23 protein-coding genes are annotated in these 17249 nt (G+C 63.3%); 4 read left to right on the plus strand and 19 right to left on the minus strand.

Translation table 11 applies throughout. From position 1 onward, the window contains the following. Nucleotide 1 precedes the first annotated feature (1 nt). From rpsM to rpsH, 12 genes are all read right to left on the minus strand, one after another. Nucleotides 2–370, minus strand: a complete 369-nt coding sequence (gene rpsM, locus HMPREF3151_RS07715; protein ID WP_034997293.1) for a 30S ribosomal protein S13 — start codon at nucleotides 368–370, stop codon at nucleotides 2–4. A gap of 175 nt (nucleotides 371–545) precedes the next feature. Beyond that, nucleotides 546–764, minus strand: coding sequence for a translation initiation factor IF-1 (infA, locus tag HMPREF3151_RS07720; protein ID WP_019193979.1), 219 nt, complete (start codon nucleotides 762–764; stop codon nucleotides 546–548). Between the two features lie 165 nt (nucleotides 765–929). Beyond that, a complete protein-coding gene (locus tag HMPREF3151_RS07725) occupies nucleotides 930–1733 on the minus strand; it encodes a L,D-transpeptidase (RefSeq protein WP_070474969.1) in 804 nt (267 codons plus the stop codon). Nucleotides 1734–1784: 51 nt separating this feature from the next. Continuing rightward, nucleotides 1785–2576 (minus strand): type I methionyl aminopeptidase, encoded by a 792-nt coding sequence (map, locus tag HMPREF3151_RS07730; RefSeq protein ID WP_070474970.1) that lies wholly within the window; start codon nucleotides 2574–2576, stop codon nucleotides 1785–1787. 80 nt (nucleotides 2577–2656) lie between these two features. Further along, nucleotides 2657–3202: an adenylate kinase gene (locus HMPREF3151_RS07735; protein WP_070474971.1), complete on the minus strand. Its 546-nt coding sequence runs from the start codon at nucleotides 3200–3202 to the stop codon at nucleotides 2657–2659. Further along, nucleotides 3202–4530 (minus strand): preprotein translocase subunit SecY, encoded by a 1329-nt coding sequence (gene secY / locus HMPREF3151_RS07740; RefSeq protein WP_070474972.1) that lies wholly within the window; start codon nucleotides 4528–4530, stop codon nucleotides 3202–3204. The genes HMPREF3151_RS07735 and secY overlap by 1 nt, the downstream gene beginning before the upstream one ends. A 589-nt stretch (nucleotides 4531–5119) precedes the next feature. Further along, the gene (gene rplO, locus HMPREF3151_RS07745) at nucleotides 5120–5584 is read right to left on the minus strand and encodes a 50S ribosomal protein L15 (protein ID WP_070474973.1); all 465 of its coding nucleotides are present in this window, start codon (nucleotides 5582–5584) and stop codon (nucleotides 5120–5122) included. Nucleotides 5585–5591: 7 nt separating this feature from the next. Next, the gene (gene rpmD / locus HMPREF3151_RS07750) at nucleotides 5592–5777 is read right to left on the minus strand and encodes a 50S ribosomal protein L30 (RefSeq protein WP_070474974.1); all 186 of its coding nucleotides are present in this window, start codon (nucleotides 5775–5777) and stop codon (nucleotides 5592–5594) included. 5 nt (nucleotides 5778–5782) lie between these two features. Then, nucleotides 5783–6418 carry a 30S ribosomal protein S5 gene (gene rpsE / locus HMPREF3151_RS07755; protein WP_070474975.1) on the minus strand — a complete coding sequence of 212 codons (636 nt, stop codon included), beginning with the start codon at nucleotides 6416–6418 and terminating at the stop codon, nucleotides 5783–5785. Between the two features lie 40 nt (nucleotides 6419–6458). Beyond that, nucleotides 6459–6863 (minus strand): 50S ribosomal protein L18, encoded by a 405-nt coding sequence (gene rplR, locus HMPREF3151_RS07760; protein WP_070474976.1) that lies wholly within the window; start codon nucleotides 6861–6863, stop codon nucleotides 6459–6461. Nucleotides 6864–6865: 2 nt separating this feature from the next. After that, nucleotides 6866–7402: a 50S ribosomal protein L6 gene (gene rplF, locus HMPREF3151_RS07765; protein ID WP_070474977.1), complete on the minus strand. Its 537-nt coding sequence runs from the start codon at nucleotides 7400–7402 to the stop codon at nucleotides 6866–6868. Nucleotides 7403–7421: 19 nt separating this feature from the next. Further along, entirely contained in the window at nucleotides 7422–7820 is a 399-nt protein-coding gene (gene rpsH / locus HMPREF3151_RS07770) for a 30S ribosomal protein S8 (protein ID WP_034997275.1), read from the minus strand. Between the two features lie 354 nt (nucleotides 7821–8174). Here rpsH and HMPREF3151_RS07775 point away from each other — a divergent pair, with 354 nt between their 5' ends. Further along, on the plus strand, nucleotides 8175–9404 hold the full coding sequence (locus HMPREF3151_RS07775) for an amidohydrolase (RefSeq protein WP_070474978.1): 1230 nt from the start codon (nucleotides 8175–8177) through the stop codon (nucleotides 9402–9404). Nucleotides 9405–9410: 6 nt separating this feature from the next. Here HMPREF3151_RS07775 and HMPREF3151_RS07780 read toward each other — a convergent pair whose 3' ends face one another. Beyond that, complete coding sequence (locus tag HMPREF3151_RS07780) at nucleotides 9411–10124, minus strand: DUF2786 domain-containing protein (RefSeq protein WP_070474979.1); 714 nt, start codon at nucleotides 10122–10124, stop codon at nucleotides 9411–9413. A 178-nt stretch (nucleotides 10125–10302) separates the two neighbouring features. Here HMPREF3151_RS07780 and HMPREF3151_RS07785 point away from each other — a divergent pair, with 178 nt between their 5' ends. Further along, nucleotides 10303–11058 (plus strand): formate dehydrogenase accessory sulfurtransferase FdhD, encoded by a 756-nt coding sequence (locus tag HMPREF3151_RS07785; RefSeq protein ID WP_070474980.1) that lies wholly within the window; start codon nucleotides 10303–10305, stop codon nucleotides 11056–11058. 6 nt (nucleotides 11059–11064) lie between these two features. On the opposite strand, the gene HMPREF3151_RS07790 is transcribed toward HMPREF3151_RS07785, so the two are convergent. After that, nucleotides 11065–12582, minus strand: a complete 1518-nt coding sequence (locus HMPREF3151_RS07790) for an OFA family MFS transporter (protein WP_070474981.1) — start codon at nucleotides 12580–12582, stop codon at nucleotides 11065–11067. A 103-nt stretch (nucleotides 12583–12685) separates the two neighbouring features. Between HMPREF3151_RS07790 and HMPREF3151_RS07795 the strand changes: the two genes are divergently transcribed. Beyond that, nucleotides 12686–13861: a hypothetical protein gene (locus HMPREF3151_RS07795; protein WP_070474982.1), complete on the plus strand. Its 1176-nt coding sequence runs from the start codon at nucleotides 12686–12688 to the stop codon at nucleotides 13859–13861. Between the two features lie 198 nt (nucleotides 13862–14059). Here the strand turns inward: HMPREF3151_RS07795 and rplE are convergent, their stop codons facing one another. The 5 genes from rplE to HMPREF3151_RS07820 form a co-directional block, all read right to left on the minus strand. Continuing rightward, a complete protein-coding gene (gene rplE / locus HMPREF3151_RS07800; protein WP_070474983.1) occupies nucleotides 14060–14647 on the minus strand; it encodes a 50S ribosomal protein L5 in 588 nt (195 codons plus the stop codon). Continuing rightward, the gene (gene rplX / locus HMPREF3151_RS07805; protein WP_063937568.1) at nucleotides 14647–14961 is read right to left on the minus strand and encodes a 50S ribosomal protein L24; all 315 of its coding nucleotides are present in this window, start codon (nucleotides 14959–14961) and stop codon (nucleotides 14647–14649) included. Before rplX ends, rplE begins: the two co-directional genes overlap by 1 nt. A 2-nt stretch (nucleotides 14962–14963) precedes the next feature. Further along, a complete protein-coding gene (rplN, locus tag HMPREF3151_RS07810) occupies nucleotides 14964–15332 on the minus strand; it encodes a 50S ribosomal protein L14 (RefSeq protein ID WP_070474984.1) in 369 nt (122 codons plus the stop codon). 271 nt (nucleotides 15333–15603) lie between these two features. Continuing rightward, entirely contained in the window at nucleotides 15604–15858 is a 255-nt protein-coding gene (locus HMPREF3151_RS07815) for a hypothetical protein (protein ID WP_070474985.1), read from the minus strand. Nucleotides 15859–15898: 40 nt separating this feature from the next. After that, nucleotides 15899–16126 (minus strand): hypothetical protein, encoded by a 228-nt coding sequence (locus HMPREF3151_RS07820; RefSeq protein ID WP_070844964.1) that lies wholly within the window; start codon nucleotides 16124–16126, stop codon nucleotides 15899–15901. 314 nt (nucleotides 16127–16440) lie between these two features. Between HMPREF3151_RS07820 and HMPREF3151_RS07825 the strand changes: the two genes are divergently transcribed. Further along, a complete protein-coding gene (locus tag HMPREF3151_RS07825) occupies nucleotides 16441–17232 on the plus strand; it encodes a formate/nitrite transporter family protein (protein ID WP_070474987.1) in 792 nt (263 codons plus the stop codon). Nucleotides 17233–17249: the final 17 nt, after the last annotated feature.

A 17249-nucleotide genomic window follows, 5' to 3' on the forward strand; every position in this document is an offset into this window, starting at 1 on the left:
GTTACTTCTTCTTTCCTGCGATGGTCTTCTTCGGGCCCTTGCGGGTGCGCGCGTTGGTCTTGGTGCGCTGGCCGCGGACGGGCAGGCCACGACGGTGGCGCATGCCCTGGTAGGAGCCGATTTCAATCTTGCGGCGGATATCTGCCTGCACCTCGCGGCGCAGATCGCCCTCTACGGTGTAGGAGGACTCGATCGCATCGCGCAGTGCGGCGAGCTGATCGTCGGACAGATTGTCCGTGCGCAGGTCCGGAGAAATACCGGTCTTCTCGAGCAGTTCCTTGGCTCGGGTTGCACCGATGCCGTAAATGTAGGTAAGTGCGATCTCCATGCGCTTGTTGCGCGGGAGATCAACACCAGCTAGACGTGCCATGAGGTACGTGCCTTTCGGGTTGTTACGGTGGTTTTCTCCCCACCCGTCCACGCCAAACAACGCTTTGTCCGGGCCGTGCCGGAGAGTGGGTTGAGGTTACGCGCGGCTCCAGCCACCGTGGCCAGAGGTGCACGATCCGCCACCAGGGCAGATCTGGGTGAGGAGGCTGAAATGCTTACTTGTAGCGGTACGTGATACGCCCGCGGTCCAGGTCGTAGGGGGAAAGTTCCACCACGACGCGGTCCTCCGGAAGGATGCGGATGTAGTGCTGGCGCATCTTGCCACTGATGTGGGCGAGAACTTCGTGCCCGTTGTCCAGTTCGACCCGGAACATCGCGTTCTTCAGGGGCTCGACAATGCGGCCCTCAACCTCGATTGCGCCTTCTTTCGCCATACACTCCACTTCCTACGCCGCCTGAAAGTGCAGGCAGCAGACGTATTTACCGGTTACATGCGGCGCTCGTGCAGGCATGCACAAACACCGCTGGACTACATTAGCCATTTACCTGCGAAAACGCAAAAAGCCCCAGCGCTAGCCGGGGCTCGATTCGGGTCCTAGTTAGAACACGTAGACCTTGTCGCCGATCTGCAGGTCGTTGAAGTAGCGCTCTGCGTCGCCGCGGTACATGCGCACGCAGCCGTTGGACAGGTAGTTCGGGTCACCCTGGTGGAAGGCGATGCCGTTGTACGTGAAGTAGGTCGCGAACGGCATCGGGGCGTTGCCGAACTCCCAGGAGATCTCATCCTTGACCTTGCGGTTGACGTAGAACGTGCCGCGCGGGGTCTCCTGACCCGGTTTGCCCGGGCCGATCAGGCCGGACTGGTAGTACATGACGCCGTTGTTCTGCAGCCAGGAGCGGCGGCCGTCGATGTCGACGCATGCCTTCGCGTCGGCCGGGCACGGGCCGTAGTTGAAGTCGCCGCGCGGGTTCTGCTGCTGCGCCGGTGCCGGAGCCGGAGCGGGCTCAGGCTTCGGGGCGGGAGCCGGCTTCGGCGCAGGCTTCGGCTTCGGAGTCTTCTCGGCGATCAGGCCCGGGAAGAACGTCTCGAGGATCTCGTCGATGCGCTGCTTCGCCTTCGCCGGCAGCTCCGGGTTGATGGCGGCCAGGCCGTCGGCCTGCTGGCGCAGACCGTTGCGGATGTTCCATGCTGCATCGCGCGCGGACTTGTCCAGGTTGCTGAAGGAGGAGGTGGCCTGGTTGGACAGCGAGTCCAGGCTGGACATGGCGACCGGGTTCTGCGCAGGCGCGGCCTGAGCGGACACCGGTGCTGCCAGGGAGGCAACGACGCCGAGGCCGGCGGCGAACGTGGTTGCGCGTCGCTTCAGCGGCGACTGCTTTGCGTGGCGGGGGCGGTAAGACATGGCGGAAGTATAACCTCCCTGTCATGAAACGCACTACAACGCGCCAGAAAACTACACGCGCGGCGTAAGAATTCTCGGTCCCCCGGCAGTTGCGGCAACGGTGTGCTCCCAGTGGGCGGCAGGCGCCCGGTCCACCGACACCACCGTCCATTCGTCCGCCAGCACCTCGGTGTCCACTTCCCCACCGAGGATCAGCATCGGCTCGATAGCCAGCACGGATCCCTCCTGGATGACGGGACCACGATTCGGCTTGCCTTCGTTGGCCAGGTACGGCTCTTCGTGCATCGTGTGGCCGATGCCGTGGCCACCGTAACCGTCCACAATGCCCAGCTCCACCCCGAAGCGCTCCTCGGCAGCAAAGGTGGCCAGCTCGAGCGCGTGCGAGACGTCGGTGAGCTTGTTGCCCGGCACCATCGCTTTCAGCCCTTCCGCGAGCACCCACTCGGTCGCACGATTGAGGGCGTCCACCTCCGGTGCCAGTTCGCCGACGCCGAAGGACCACGCACTGTCGCCCACCCAGCCGTCGAGGGTGGCGCCGCAGTCAATGGAGACCAGGTCGCCTTCTTTGAGCACAACGCTTGACGACGGAATACCATGCACGACCACCTCATTCACCGACGCGCAGATAGAGCCGGTGAAGCCCTGGTAGCCCAGGAACGTCGGGGTTGCGCCGTGGTCGCGGATGACCGTCTCGGCCACCTTGTCCAGGTCGAGCGTGCTCGCGCCAGGTCTGGCGGCGGCGCGGACCTCCTGGAGAGCAGTGCCGACGATGCGTCCGGCTGCCTCCATGGCGTCGAGCTCTTCCGGCGTTTTGGCCGCGATCTTGCGCTTTCTGAAAACCATGTGCGTGGTGGTCCTTTGGGTCGTCGATAGGCGAAATGCGAAAGGCCGGTGCGAACACACCGGCCTTCACACTGGGCGGGCTACTTGCCCAGCGCCTCCATGGCGCGCTGGTTGATCTCGTCCACGTCACCCACGGCGTCGATGGAGATGATCTGGTCGCCGTAGTGCTGGATCAACGGGGCGGTCTCGTCGCGGTAGACGCCGAGACGGGTGCGGATAGTCTCCTCGTTGTCGTCTGCGCGGCCGCGGGCGAGCATGCGCTCGACCACCACGTCCTCGTCGACCACGAAGTTGAGCACGCCGTCGAGCTTCTCGCCCTTCTTCTCCAGCAGCTCGGTGAGGATCTCAGCCTGCTCCACGGTGCGCGGGAAGCCGTCCAACAGGAAGCCCTCCTTCGCGTCATCCTGGTTCAGACGGTCTTCGACCATGCGCGCGGTGACGTCGGTAGGCACGAGCTTGCCCGCGTCGATGTAGCTTTTCGCCTCAACGCCGAGCGGGGTGCCCTCGCCGATGTTGGCGCGGAACAAATCGCCCGTGGAGATGTGCGGCACACCGAGTTTCTCGGAGAGAATCGTGGCTTGGGTGCCCTTGCCGGCACCGGGAGGGCCAAGGAGAACGAGACGCATTATCGCAGAAGTCCTTCGTAGTTGGATTGCAGGAGCTGGGATTCAATTTGCTTGACCGTGGTCAGAGCCACGGAAACCATAATCAGGATCGCGGTGCCGCCGAAGGCACTCATGCCCATCTGGCCGGAACCGGTGATGCCGGCGTCCATAGCCAAGTTCGGCAGAACGGCAATCACGGCGAGGTAGATGGCGCCGACGAACAGCAGACGGTTCATCACAAACGCCAGATACTCCGCGGTCGGACGGCCCGGACGGATGCCCGGGATGAAGCCGCCGTACTTCTTCATGTTCTCCGCCTGGTCCACCGGGTCGTACTGGATGGAGACGTAGAAGTAGGAGAAGAAGATGATCATCACCACGTAGGTGAGGATGTACTGCCAGGAACCCGGGTTCTGCAGCCACGCCATCACGTGGTTCATCCACCAGTTGTCCGGCGGAGTCGGGTTGTTCATGGTGACGATCTGGGTGATCAGCACCGGCACGTACATCAGCGAGGACGCGAAGATCACCGGGATCACGCCGGCCTGGTTCACCTTCAGCGGCAGGTAGGTCGAGGACCCGCCGTACTGGCGGCGGCCCACCATGCGCTTGGCGTACTGCACCGGGATGCGGCGCTGGCCCTGCTCGATGAACACGATGCCGACGACAAGCGCGATCAGCGCCAGCACGACGAGGGTCAGGGTGACCGCGCCAGACTGCTGGAGAATGAACGCGCCCTCAGACGGGATCTGGGTGGCAATGCCGGCGAAGATGAGAAGCGACATGCCGTTGCCAACGCCCTTCTCGGTGATGATCTCACCGAGCCACATGATCAGCACCGCACCGGAGGTCATGACGATGATCATCATCAGAAGCGTCCAAATGTTGCGGTCCTCGATCAGCACCGGCATGCCCTGGCCGAGCAGCTGCTCGCGGTCCGCCAGCGCCACGATGCCGGCGGACTGCAGCAGCGCCAGCGCCACCGTGAGGTAGCGGGTGTACTGCGTCATCTTCGCCTGGCCGGACTGGCCTTCCTTCTTCAGCTCCTCAAACTTCGGGATCACCACGGTGAGCAGCTGCACGATAATCGAGGCCGTAATGTACGGCATGATGCCGATGGCAAAGATGGAAAGCTGCAGCAGCGCGCCACCGGAGAACAGACCGATGATGGAGAACATCGTCGCCTGGTCGCCCTGGGAGATCTCCTCCAGACGGGAGTTGATCAGCGCGTAGTCCACGCCCGGAGTGGGGATCTGGGCGCCGACGCGGTACAGAAACATCAGCGCAAGGGTGATCAGGATCTTCTTACGTAGATCCGGGTCCTTAAACGCCTGAGCAATAGCGGACACAAAGCCTCCTGGCCCCCGCCGCGCCACGGACGGGAGGTAGTGGACATTCGACTCCTCGCCCGGGTTTCGCGGGCACGCGAAAACCGGCGGGGCGGTCTTTTGACCTAACCACCCTAACAGCACCCGGTGGAAAGTTGATATTTCAGGTTGGGTTCGGGCGCGACTCCCAGTCTCCTCCCAGGCGTCCCTGCTGACGCATCGTGGCGGAATCCGTCAGGCGGGCCCTATCGGCCCAGGTCGGCACAAACGGCTGCCGTGATGTGTCAGAGGTGGCGGGAGGGGCCGGCTCCCCCGCCAAAATTGATTCACCGGCCGGTGAACAGATCCGCCCGTCGATTTCTCCGACCTGGGCAGAATGAACACATTGCCCACCCAACTAGGTATTTGTTCACTCGGACCGACCGCGCCAGTGAACAAATCCCCCACGCCCCAGACACTTCTCAGCGGAATCTGTCAGGCGGACCCTATCGGCCCAGCTCGGCGCTAACGGCCGCCGTAATGTGTCAGGATGCGCTCCCCCACCAACGGCGAAACCCCCGCCCGGGACGGGAATGTCCGGGGCGGGGGTTCGTCGTAAAGCTAAGTGCTCTTACGCACGCTTGGAGAACTCAACGACGTTGGCGGAGCCGCCAGCAGCCTTGATCTTCTCCTCAGCGGACTTGGAGAACTTGTTCGCGGTGACGTTGAGCGCGACGTTGATGTCGCCCTCTGCCAGCACCTTCACCGGCTGCTTCGGGCGAACGAGGCCCTTGGCAACAATGTCGGCGATGGCGATGTCGCCACCCTGCGGGAAGGCTTCTGCCAGATCCGCGACGTTGACCACCTGGTACTCGACGCGGTTCGGGTTCTTGAAGCCCTTCAGCTTCGGCAGACGCATGTGCAGCGGCATCTGGCCACCCTCAAAAGCAGCGGAAACCTGCTTACGAGCCTTGGTGCCCTTGGTGCCGCGACCAGCGGTCTTGCCCTTGGAGGCCTCACCGCGACCAACGCGGGTCTTGGCCTTGTTTGCGCCCTCTGCCGGGCGCAGATCATGGAGCTTGATGATGTCAGCCATGGTGTATCTACTCCCCTGCAACTTCTTCAACGGTGACGAGGTGGCGCACCTTGAGGATCTGGCCGCGGGTAGCAGCGTTGTCCTTCTTTACGACGGACTGGCCGATCTTGCGCAGACCGAGAGCCTCGAGGTTCTTACGGGTGGTCGGCTTCTCGCCGATCTTGCCGTGGTGCAGCGTAATCTTCAGTGCCATGGTGCTTAGGCCTCCTGTCCTGCGCGTGCGCGCAGCATACGAGCCGGTGCAACTTCCTCGACGGACTTGCCGCGCTTGGCAGCCACCTCTTCGGGGCGGACAAGCTGCTTCAGGCCTGCGACGGTTGCCTGGACCACGTTCAGGGCGTTGTCCGAGCCAAGGGACTTGGCCAGGATGTCCTGAATACCAGCGCACTCGAGCACCGGACGGACAGCGCCGCCGGCGATCACACCGGTACCCGGAGCAGCCGGGCGGAGCATGACGATGCCTGCGGCCTCTTCTGCCTGAACCGGGTGCGGGATGGTGCCGCCGATCATCGGGACGCGGAAGAAGTTCTTGCGAGCTTCCTCTGCGCCCTTCTGGATCGCGGCGGGAACTTCCTTTGCCTTGCCGTAGCCGACGCCGACCATGCCCTCACCGTCGCCGACGACGACGAGTGCGGTGAAGGACATGTTGCGGCCGCCCTTGACGGTCTTGGCAACACGGTTGATGGTGATGACGCGCTCGATGTACTTATCGCGCTCGTCGTTCTGGTTGTTGCGACGGTCGTCGCGGCGGCCACGGCCACCACGGTTGCCGCGGTCGTTGTTCTTCTGGTTGTCGGCGGAGCGCCCGCCGTCACGCCGTTCACGTTCGGCCATTACGCGATCCTTCCGTTGATGGTGATGTTTGCGGTGATCATTAGAACTTCAGACCACCTTCACGAGCTGCTTCAGCCAGAGCCGCGACGCGGCCGTGGTACTTGTAGCCGCCGCGGTCGAAGACGATTGCTTCGATGCCTGCAGCCTTGGCGCGCTCAGCGACGAGCTGGCCAACCTTGGCAGCCTTGTCCTTCTTATCGCCCTCCAGGTTGCGCACGTCCGCCTCGATGGACGACGCGGAGACCAGGGTGTGGCCTGCGAGGTCGTCGATGACCTGGACGTGGATGTGACGCGAGGAGCGGTGCACAACGAGACGCGGGGTCTCCGGGGTGCCGCGCAGCGTCTTGCGGATGCGGTTGTGGCGACGTGCGCGTGCCTCGCGGCGGCGGGACGAGATGTCCTTGCCAACCGGGGTGCGCTTGGTGTTCTCTGCAGTATTGCTCATGATTACTTACCCGTCTTTCCGACCTTGCGGCGGACCTGCTCGCCGGCGTAACGGATGCCCTTACCCTTGTACGGGTCATCCTTACGCAGACGGCGGATGTTTGCCGCAATCTGGCCAACCTGCTGCTTATCGGAACCTTCGATGGCCAACTTGGTGTTGCCGTCGACGGAGAACGTGATGCCTTCCGGCGCCTCGATCAGGATCGGGTGCGAGTAGCCGAGGGAGAACTCGAGGTCCTTACCCTTCTGCTGCACGCGGTAGCCGACGCCGAAGATCTCCATGTTGATCTTGTAGCCCTCGGTCACGCCCACGACCATGTTGTTGATCAGGGAGCGGGTCAGGCCATGCAGCGAGCGGTTGTCACGGTGGTCGTCCGGACGAGCCACCAGGATCTGGTTGTCCTCGACGGAAGCGGTGATCGGTGCCGGCATATCCAGGTCCTTGGTGCCCTTCGGGCCCTTGACCTCGACGTGCTGGCCGTCGATCTTCACCTCGACGTTGTTCGGGATTGCGATGGGTGCATTACCTACACGAGACATAAGTCTTTCAACCTCCCCTTTACCAGACGTAAGCGAGGACTTCCCCGCCTACACCCTTCTCTTGAGCCTGGCGGTCGGTGAGCAGGCCGTGGGACGTGGAGATGATTGCCACGCCCAAGCCACCGAGCACCTGAGGCAGGTCGTTGGACTTCGCGTACACGCGCAGGCCCGGCTTGGACACGCGGCGCAGACCAGCGATAGAAGGCTCGCGGGTCGGGCCGTACTTGAGGTTGAGCGTCAGCGACTTGGCGACCTTCTCTTCCTCAACTTTGTAGTCTTCGATGTAGCCTTCCTGCTTCAAGATCTCGGCGATGTTCACCTTGATCTTGGACGAAGGCATAGACACGGTGTCGTGCTGCGCAGTTGCTGCGTTGCGCACGCGCGACAGCATGTCCGCGATCGGATCAGTCATGGTCATTGTGGTGACCGTTACCTTTCTCGTTGCGGTTCCCATCCACCGGGTGACCTGCCGCGCGTGAGCGCTTGAGGTCGCGTTTTCCGCATGGTCTGTCGGGGGCTACTCACGCTGCCCACACTCAGTAGCGTGGGCCGCTCGCCGCCTCCCTTGCACGCGGTCCGCATCTTGGCGGGGGGCCTGCAACAAAGTTGGATGTTCAAATGTACTTCGGCTTGCGCAGGCCGAATCGTCGGCGCGCAAGTCCGAGGGGGTAACTTACCGCTTTCCTGCATCAATGAGCAAATCGCTTATCGACGGCCACGTTCACCGCCCCACCGAGGCGCAGGACTTTCACAACCCCATAGACTGCCCTGCATGGATACAGCCCTTGCACAGCTTGTTAAATCGCTGGCCGCCACGCGCGAGGCCCGCGAGGAACTTTACGTCTGGTTCCACCAGCATCCCGAGTTGTCGCTGCAGGAGCTGCAGACGTCCTCGAAGATCCGCTCGCGGCTGGACGCGCTGCAGCTGCCACACACGCAGGTGGGCGAAACCGGCACCGTGTGCGTATTGGAGAACGGCCCCGGCCCGGTGGTAGCCATCCGCGCGGACATCGACGGCCTGCCGGTGCAGGAGCGCTCCGGCAAGCCCTACGCCTCCACCGCCACGCAGGTGGACGCTGTCAGCGGCCGCGAGGAGCACGTCGCCCACGCCTGCGGGCACGACTTCCACATCATGGGCGTGCTCGGCGCGCTGGAGGCGTTCGCCGCCAACCGCGACTGCTGGCGCGGCACCCTGGTCGCCGTGTTCCAGCCCGCGGAGGAGGCGTACGCCGGATCGCGGGTGATGCTGGCCAACGGCATCCGCGAGGCAATGCCGAAGCCGGACGTCTACCTGGGCCAGCACGTGTTGCCGATGCTGCCCGCAGGTGTCGTGGGCACCCACCCGGGGCCGTTCATGTCCCAGGCGTTTTCCGCCCAGATCACCGTGTGGGGCAAAGGCACCCACGGCTCCATGCCGGAAAAGGGCGTGGACCCGGTCCTGCTCGCCTCCAACATCGTCACCCGCCTGCACACGGTGGTCTCCCGCGAGGTGCAGGCGAAAGACACCGCAGTGCTCACCGTCGGCGCGATCCACTCCGGCGTGAAGGCGAACGTGATCCCGGAAACCGCCAAACTTCTGGTCAACACTCGCGCCTACACCCGCGAGGTCAGCGACACGCTGCGCAGCGCGATCACCCGCATCGTCGAGGGCGAGTGCGCCGCAGCGGGCAGCCCGCGGGAGGCGGGGATCACCTTCTACGACGAGTACCCGCTCACGGACAACGACCCGGAGACCACCTCCCGCGTTCGCGGCGCATTCGACGCCCACTTCGGCAGCGATGCCAGGGACTTGGACCAGATCCCCGCCTCGGAGGACTTCTCGATCATCCCGGACGCGCTCGGCGTGCCGTACACCTACTGGGGCTTGGGCGGCTTCAAGGACTGGGAAAACGCCCCCGGCAACCACTCCCCGACCTTCGCGCCCGACCTGCAGCCCACGCTCGACCGCGCGGCCGAGGCGATGATCGTGGCCGCGGCGGCGTGGCTCGTGAACGACGTGTAGTCCCCGCTAGAACGGCAGCGCCGGGAGCGAGCGCACCCGCGTCTGCCCAATGTCGGAGCGCTGCCCCGCCTCGTGGCCCTGGTCGAACGCATCCGCGTCGAAGGACCGCTTGGACGAGAAACTGCCTAAAAAGAAGCCCATCTCTGCGGCGAAATTGTCGCGGGCTTCGGTGGCTTTCTGGAAGTCGTCGACAAGCACGAGCCCATACTCCCCGTCCGATTCCTCCACGGTCTTTTCAGCTTCGGCGAGGCGTGCGCCGATGCTGGCGGCGAAGCCGGACATGAAGTTGCGGCGGCGCACCACCGCTGATTCGCTCCAGCTGGTCGCGCGCACTTTTTGCGCATCCGCCAGCATCACGGGCAATAGCATCGCGTAGAGCATGTCCACCCGCTCCAGGTGGCGCGCGCAGCCGAAGATGACGGCGTCTTTCATGCGCGTGGAGTTGTACACGCGCTGCGAAAATCCGGTGCAGTGCAGCGCGAATGCGATGGTCAGCAGCAGGTTCGCCTGCATCTCGGTGTATGCGCCGGCGAACTCGTAGGTGCGCTGACCCACCTCGTCGCCGTCCTCGGTGTCCAGGTCGCGTTGTTCGTAGCCGTACTCCGCCATGAGCTCGAACGCCCTGGCGTAGAACGCGTCGCCCTCCGGCGTGCCCTCACGGTCGCGGGCCTGGTTGAGCAGTTTCTGCAGTCGTTGTTTGATCTTGCCTTCGGTACGCATCGGACGCACCCACCCCTTTCTGTGTTCGGATGTGTGGGTGCAGTTGTAGCGGGGCGTCAAGGCGGATGTTTTCGGGCTTGTGGAATTTGCGTTCGCACCCCTGTGGATAACCCGCGTTTTCGCACGTAGATTCGCCGCAAGTTCGCGAGTTAACAATCCGGCGATACCATCGGTTTCCGTGAGCAGGACCAAACGCAGCTTCGCAGTGACCAAGATTTCCGCCGACGGCACCCGCGACACCCGTGCGGGCCAGGTCGCGGTTGAAGAGCCGTTGGAGATTCGGGCCGGTGGTGTGAGCGTCGCAACGCTGATGCGCACCCCGGGCCACGACATCGAACTCGCCCACGGCCTGCTGCTGGCGCGCGGGATGATCACGCGTGTCGAAGACGTGGTCACCGCCCGCTACTGCGAGGGCGCGATCGGCGGCGAAAACACCTACAACCTGCTGGATGTCCAGCTCGCGCGACCCTCGGCCCCGCAATTCATCGACCCGATCCCCGGCGACGCGTGCGGCATCTCCGCGGAGCAACGCGTGCGCGAGCTCGCCGCCAACCTCGACGTGCGCGACGAGTTCATGGAGCTCGACCCGTCCGCAATCTTCGCGCTTCCCGGGGTGTTGTCGCAGCACCGCACGCGCGACTTGCCCACGGCCGTCGCGGGCGATGCGGGGCGCCAGGACCTCGATCCTTTGAACGCCGTGCACAAGCTTGCGGGGCACATGCTTCTCGACGCCCTCCCGTCCCCCACCCTCACCCTCGCCACCGATGCGCAGGTGGGCTTCGAAAGCGTGCGCGCCGCCGCAGCAGCCGGATTCGGCGCGGTGGCCACCACCGCCGGCGTAACGTCGATGGCCGTGGAACTCGCCCGGGCCACCAACACCGTGCTCGTCGGCGAGGTGAGCGCCGAACGTTTCAGCGTCTACGCCGGGGCCTAAGGGGGCTTAGCCGGCGAACATCTGCGAGGCCTTCACTGCAGTCTCCCACAGCCCGTAGACCAGCAGCGCCGCGATGACTAGCGCGAGCACGGTCGCCACCAGCGCGTGGATGGATCCAGCTCTACCGCTGGCCGCCGTCGTTGCGGACTCTCTCGCCGACGCACGATCCGCCTCCACCTTCGCGGCCACTTTCTCCGGGTCCTCGAACCACTTCTCCGCAACAGGCCTGACCAACACGTTCGCCACAAGCCCCACCGCGAGCAGCACACACATGATGTACAGCGAGAGCTGGTACAGCTCCGGACCGGAGTTGCCGCGGCTGGCCTGGCGCTCCCCCACCATGTTGATGATCAGCGGGCCCGCCACGCCCGCCGCGGACCAGGCGGTGAGCAACCGGCCGTGGATCGCGCCGACCTGGTAGACCCCGAACAGGTCGCGCAGGTACGCCGGGATGGTGGCGAACCCGCCGCCGTAGAAGGTGAGCAGGATCAGGGTGCTGACAACGAACAGCGCCAGACTGGTGTGGCCGGCGGACGCCACCACGAAGTAGAAGATCAAGCCAACGCCCAGGTAGACCATGTAGATGTTCTTCCGGCCGATCACGTCGGAGGCGGACGACCAGATGAAGCGACCGCCCATGTTGGCCAGCGACAGCAACCCGACGAAGCCGGCGGCGGCCGCAGCACTCAGCGCCGGGTAGTAGTCCTGCACCATCGGCGCGGCGTTTTCCAGGATGCCGATGCCGGCGGTGATGTTGCAGAACAGGATCACCCACAGGCACCAGAACTGTGGTGTGCGAATCGCGTTGTTTGCGCTGACGTTGGCTCCGACGATGGCGACCTTCGCCGGTTTCACCTTGGTCTTCGGCGCGCCCGACGGGGTCCAGTCCGGGTGCGGCAGCCGGATGCAGTACGCACCCATGGCGATGACCAACAGATACACCACCGCAAGGGTGATGAACGTCGGTTCGAGACCCGCGGCACGGTCCGCGAGCTCGGCCCCGCCGCCGAACGCCTCCATCAGCCGATTCGACGCCGGCGACGCGATGAGCGCGCCGCCGCCAAAGCCCATGATCGCAAGCCCGGTGGCCAGGCCCGGCCGGTCCGGGAACCACTTCATAAGCGTGGACACGGGAGAGATGTAGCCGATGCCCAGGCCAATGCCGCCGATGAACCCGTAGCCGAAGTACACCAGCCAGAGGTTGCCGGTGCTGATGCCCAGCGTGGCCACCAGGAAACCGACCACCCACAGCACGCCTGCCACAGACATTGACGCGCGCGGGCCGACCTTTTCCACCCACGAGCCGAACAGCGCAGACGAGGTGCCCAGCATCCCGATAGCCAGCGAGAAGATCCACCCCACGGCAACTTCCCCCACCCCGAAGTGCTCCATCATCGCCTTCTTAAACACAGAGAACCCGTACACCTGCCCGATGGAGAGATGGATCGCCAACGCTGCCGGGACGATGAGCCAGCGGTTAAATTCCTTGGGTGCGATAATCGCACCCCGGGAGAAGAATGACATGGACGCTTCCTGCCGTCTCGCCTGCATAAATTACGAAGCGCATAATAACTCGCATGTGCGAAGAAACAGAAAGCTTCCATTCACACGAGGAGGTCAACGTCCGATGTTCTACGACGAAGCACTCCAACACGCCGGATCCACAACCGCCTCAGCGCTCGGCGCCCTGCAAACCGCGAAAGTATTCCTCCACGGTTACGCCCGGCCCTGCACAGCGAGGTGGCCGGAGGTCACCGCCATCATCAACAGCATCGAGTTCGATGAAGCAACGAGGGACTTTTCGCTTCACGACGACGCACGTGCCCGGATGGACACCTGCTACGACCAACTCGACAACGCGGTTGATGGTGCATGGCCCGACGCCCCAGACCCGGTCGATGACATCGCCATGAACGCGTTGGATGCCATCGCGGACCTCACATCGAACAGGGTGAAATACTGGGAACAGTTAGGAGTCGCACTGTCGCCCAACAAGGACGACTACCTCCACTTCATCCGCTCGCTCGCCGCCGCACGCAGCCGGGTCACCGGCGAAACGCTCCACTTCACCGAGATCGACGACGTGGGCAACGTGTTCGTCTTCGATGACTTCCTCCCACCGGTGCTCGCGGAGGACGGGCCGTCGATAGGCGCGCGCATGATCGAACGCGCGGGCGTCGATGAGCAGGGCGTCACCGTCGCCTACGAGCCTGGAGTGGTGTCGATTGTTGGCCCCGTTGAGACAGTGCGGAAGATCTACGACGCAAACGTGCAAGCCGAAGCCGCTGCGGCAGCCGCACGCACCACCTCCCCCACCAAACCGGCCGAGGACCGCGCAGATTACGAGCCGCTCGTCGATTTCACCATGGACTGCCCGTTGAGGTTCGAGGATGTGCTGGACGCGATGGGCAATCCTGAGCCGACCCCCATCATCGACCGCATGAACTGGGACGAATTCCTCGGAAACGGGTATCAGGCGACCCTGAGCCTGGACGGACAAGCGTTCGCGGCCACGGCCACAGAGAAGGACGGGGTGGTGACCGAGCTCGAGATCAGCCCGCAGAACAACGCCAGTTTCCTGGGCATCCCGTTCCACATCCCGGTGTCGAGGTTCACTGAGAAACTCGACGACCTCGGCATCCCCTGGGCCGACGACGGGCGTGCAGGAATCGTCCTCTACGAGCACTGGGTCACCCTTTACAACCACGACGGCCGGATTGAAGCTGTCCTGTGGCACAACCCGGAAACCCTCACCGACATAGAGCTGCTCGATTTGGCGTTCCCGCCCGACTCCGGCAACTGAAAGCACGTGTGGCGGGGTACACGCACACCCTAGCGCTTGGTTTTCGAACGGAGGACTTCGAAAACGACCCGATTTAGCACCGTTTTCGAAGTCTTCCGTTCGAAATCTACGGTTAGCAAGACGCCCGAGGCGCCCAACCCCACACACGCAAAACGCCCCCGGTCCAGAAAGAACCGGGGGCGTCAAGCAAGCGCAAACTTACGCGCGCTTCATCTTGCCGTCCTTGTCAGCGAACGGGAAGCCGAGGTGCGTCAGCAGGGCGCGACCCTCGTCGTCGTTCGTGGCAGTGGTAACGAGCGTGATGTCCATGCCACGGACGCGATCGATCTTGTCGATGTCGATCTCGTAGAACATGGTCTGCTCGGACAGGCCGAAGGTGTAGTTGCCGTTGCCGTCGAACTGCTTGTCGTTCAGGCCTCGGAAGTCGCGGATACGCGGCAGGGCGACGGTCAGCAGGCGGTCCAGGAACTCCCACATGCGGTCGCCGCGGAGGGTGACCTTCGCGCCGATCGGCATGCCTTCGCGGAGCTTGAAGTTAGCGATGGACTTCTTCGCGCGACGCAGCTGCGGCTTCTGGCCGGTGATCGCGGTGAGGTCCTCGAGCGCACCGTTGATGACCTTGGAGTCGCGGGCGGCGTCGCCCACACCCATGTTCACGACGATCTTGGTCAGGCCCGGGATCTGCATGACGTTGTCGTAGGAGAACTCGTCGTTGAGCTTGGTGCGGATCTCGTCCTGGTAACGCGTCTTCAGGCGGGGGGTGTAGTTCTGAATGCTCTCAGTCATTAGATGTCCTTCCCGTTCGACTTGGCTACGCGGATCTTCTTGCCGTCCTCGTCGAAGCGGAAGCCGACGCGGGTCGGCTTACCGTCGGAATCCAGGATCATCACGTTGGACACGTGGATCGGGGCTTCCTGGGTGACAATGCCGCCGGACTCGGCGCCGCGCTCGGTGTAGGAGTTTGCGACGTGCTTCTTGATGCGGTTCACGCCCTCGACCAGGACCTTGTCACGCTGCGGGTACGCCTCGATGACGCGGCCCTGAGCGCCCTTGTCCTTGCCGGCGATGACCTGGACCATATCGCCCTTCTTGATCTTCATACTTAGATCACCTCCGGTGCGAGAGACACGATCTTCATGAAGCGCTTGTCGCGCAGCTCACGAGCGACCGGGCCGAAGATGCGGGTGCCGCGCGGCTCGGTGTCGTTCTTGATGATGACGGCAGCGTTCTCGTCGAAGGAGATGTAGGAGCCGTCCGGACGACGGGTTTCCTTCTTCGCGCGGACGATGACAGCCTTGACGACCTCACCCTCCTTGACGTTGCCGCCCGGGGCAGCTTCCTTCACGGTGGCGACAATCGTGTCGCCGATGCCGGCGAAGCGTCGAACAGAACCGCCGAGAACGTTGATGCACAGAATTTCGCGTGCACCAGTGTTGTCGGCGACCTTCAGACGCGATTCTTTCTGAATCACAGTTGGTCTCCTGACCTGGATCAATGTGCGCCAGATTTCCGTCCTGCACGCACGTGGTCAATGCTTTCGGTGCCTATTGCTTATCGACGAACCATCACGTGGTCGAAGGGTCTCGGATGCTCAGCTCGGAAACGCGCGTCGCACCCGACCAGCAGTAGACAACTGGAGTATTCAACCACGAGCTGGGCCGATTCCCCAAATCTCACCCAAGAAAGCAAAACGCCCGCTCCCCGACGGGCGGGGGGCGGGACGAATAGCTCGCCTTACAGTTTTAGACAGAGCTTGCGGTGGCGGCACCGACGCCAAGCACGCCAGCGAGCGATAGGATGCTGAGGATCCAACCGACCGAAGACAGGGCAGCCGGGACCAGCAGCAGGTTCGGAGCCTGCGGGCCACCGTAGGCGCGCATCTCGTTGATGACCTGGTTCAGCGGCTCCGGATAGGTGGCCGCCTCTGCGACGGGGGCGTTGGCGCCGGTTACAACAGCAGCCGCGAGAGCAACAGCGGCGATACGACGGAACTTCATGTTCACTTATTCCTTTCAGGGACTTTTCGAGTCGCGTGTTTTACTTTGCGGCGGCGACGATGGACTGGATGATGCCGACGATGATGTTCAGGGAAGACAACGCTGCCGGCACGAGGATGATGTTCTGAGCCTCCCAGCCACCAACCTTGTAGATTTCGTACAGAACGCGGTTCAGCGGTTCCGGCGCGGGCTGTGCGGATGCTGCCGGCGCAGCGACAACGACGGTAGAAGCGACAGCCGCTGCGGCAACAAGACGGCGAAGTTTCATTGCAATCTCCAAAAAGTCACGGAAAACAGTGGGCGCTGGCCTCCATAAAAGACGACCTTGCGTCGATGACGTTACCGCCAGATTTTGCGACGTGTGTCGCAAACGAGGATTTTCTTTCACTGCGCGACCGGCCACACCCGAGACGCGGCCCACCCGTCACCCGCCCCCTACCCGAACAACACCCCTAGAAATTGACTTGCGTCTGTGAATCTAGCCACATCACGCCGCGAATTTACCATCAACCCAGGTCACGGCCCTTTCAGCAACACAGCAATGTTTCGCCATAAGGTATGACCTCTTGTACGTTAGAACCCGTGAGTTTTTACGAAGCCGCCCCTACGGCGATCAAGAACAAGGTTGACCTCTTTACCCAAGAGCCCGCCCGGTTTGCCACCCGTGCAGTTCTGGCGGGCGTGTACCTGGGCATCATGACGGCGTTCGCCGCCTCCACTGCCCAACTGCTGGACGGCTACGCCCCGGGCTGGGGCAAGTACGCGTTCGGCGCCATCTTCGCCTCCACGCTGTACATCATCATCGTGCTGCAAGGCGAACTTGCCACAGGCGACATGATGTTCATGACCTACGGTGCACTGCATAAGAAGAACACGGTGGTCAAGGGCCTGTTGCTAGTCCTGTTCGTCACCGTCTTCAACCTCATTGGTGCAGTGGCGATTTCATGGTTGATTTCCCGGACCACCATGGGCCAGATGGTCGAGGTGGACGGATTCCTCCACGACTTGCTCGTGGCCAAGCTGCAGAAGTCGAGTGCGACGCTGTTTGTCGAGGCCATCCTGGCCAACGTCGTTGTGAACATCGCCTTCATGCTGGCCACCCAGGCCGGCAAGGACTTCAGCGCGAAGCTGTGGGGTGTCATCCTGATCATCCCGTCGTTTGCCACCATGAGCTACGAGCACTCCATCGCGAACTTCATCCTCACCAGCCTGGGCGGTTTCACGCTCGGCCCGGAGACGATCGAGGGCTTCACCAACTGGAACGTCATCCGCAACTGGGTTGTCGTGTGGCTGGGCAACTTCGTCGGCGGCGGCTTCATCATGGGCGGGCTCTACGGCTGGCTCAACCTGACCAAGACGGACTACAAGGACTAGTCCCCCACCGTCTGCCA

The organism is Corynebacterium sp. HMSC05H05, from assembly GCF_001807265.1.
Taxonomy (GTDB): Bacteria; Actinomycetota; Actinomycetes; order Mycobacteriales; family Mycobacteriaceae; genus Corynebacterium.

What these genes read in the sequence shown, in the direction of transcription:
- rpsM (WP_034997293.1), bottom strand. Translation starts at nt 370, where the DNA reads ATGGCACGTCTAGCTGGTGTTGATCTCCCGCGCAACAAGCGCATGGAG.
- infA (WP_019193979.1), bottom strand. Translation starts at nt 764, where the DNA reads ATGGCGAAAGAAGGCGCAATCGAGGTTGAGGGCCGCATTGTCGAGCCC.
- HMPREF3151_RS07725 (WP_070474969.1), bottom strand. Translation starts at nt 1,733, where the DNA reads ATGTCTTACCGCCCCCGCCACGCAAAGCAGTCGCCGCTGAAGCGACGC.
- map (WP_070474970.1), bottom strand. Translation starts at nt 2,576, where the DNA reads ATGGTTTTCAGAAAGCGCAAGATCGCGGCCAAAACGCCGGAAGAGCTC.
- HMPREF3151_RS07735 (WP_070474971.1), bottom strand. Translation starts at nt 3,202, where the DNA reads ATGCGTCTCGTTCTCCTTGGCCCTCCCGGTGCCGGCAAGGGCACCCAA.
- rplO (WP_070474973.1), bottom strand. Translation starts at nt 5,584, where the DNA reads ATGGCTGACATCATCAAGCTCCATGATCTGCGCCCGGCAGAGGGCGCA.
- rpmD (WP_070474974.1), bottom strand. Translation starts at nt 5,777, where the DNA reads ATGGCACTGAAGATTACGCTGCACCACGGCAAGATCGGCGAGAAGCCG.
- rpsE (WP_070474975.1), bottom strand. Translation starts at nt 6,418, where the DNA reads ATGGCCGAACGTGAACGGCGTGACGGCGGGCGCTCCGCCGACAACCAG.
- rplR (WP_070474976.1), bottom strand. Translation starts at nt 6,863, where the DNA reads ATGAGCAATACTGCAGAGAACACCAAGCGCACCCCGGTTGGCAAGGAC.
- rplF (WP_070474977.1), bottom strand. Translation starts at nt 7,402, where the DNA reads ATGTCTCGTGTAGGTAATGCACCCATCGCAATCCCGAACAACGTCGAG.
- rpsH (WP_034997275.1), bottom strand. Translation starts at nt 7,820, where the DNA reads ATGACCATGACTGATCCGATCGCGGACATGCTGTCGCGCGTGCGCAAC.
- HMPREF3151_RS07775 (WP_070474978.1), top strand. Translation starts at nt 8,175, where the DNA reads ATGGATACAGCCCTTGCACAGCTTGTTAAATCGCTGGCCGCCACGCGC.
- HMPREF3151_RS07780 (WP_070474979.1), bottom strand. Translation starts at nt 10,124, where the DNA reads ATGCGTACCGAAGGCAAGATCAAACAACGACTGCAGAAACTGCTCAAC.
- HMPREF3151_RS07790 (WP_070474981.1), bottom strand. Translation starts at nt 12,582, where the DNA reads ATGTCATTCTTCTCCCGGGGTGCGATTATCGCACCCAAGGAATTTAAC.
- HMPREF3151_RS07795 (WP_070474982.1), top strand. Translation starts at nt 12,686, where the DNA reads ATGTTCTACGACGAAGCACTCCAACACGCCGGATCCACAACCGCCTCA.
- rplE (WP_070474983.1), bottom strand. Translation starts at nt 14,647, where the DNA reads ATGACTGAGAGCATTCAGAACTACACCCCCCGCCTGAAGACGCGTTAC.
- rplX (WP_063937568.1), bottom strand. Translation starts at nt 14,961, where the DNA reads ATGAAGATCAAGAAGGGCGATATGGTCCAGGTCATCGCCGGCAAGGAC.
- HMPREF3151_RS07815 (WP_070474985.1), bottom strand. Translation starts at nt 15,858, where the DNA reads ATGAAGTTCCGTCGTATCGCCGCTGTTGCTCTCGCGGCTGCTGTTGTA.
- HMPREF3151_RS07820 (WP_070844964.1), bottom strand. Translation starts at nt 16,126, where the DNA reads ATGAAACTTCGCCGTCTTGTTGCCGCAGCGGCTGTCGCTTCTACCGTC.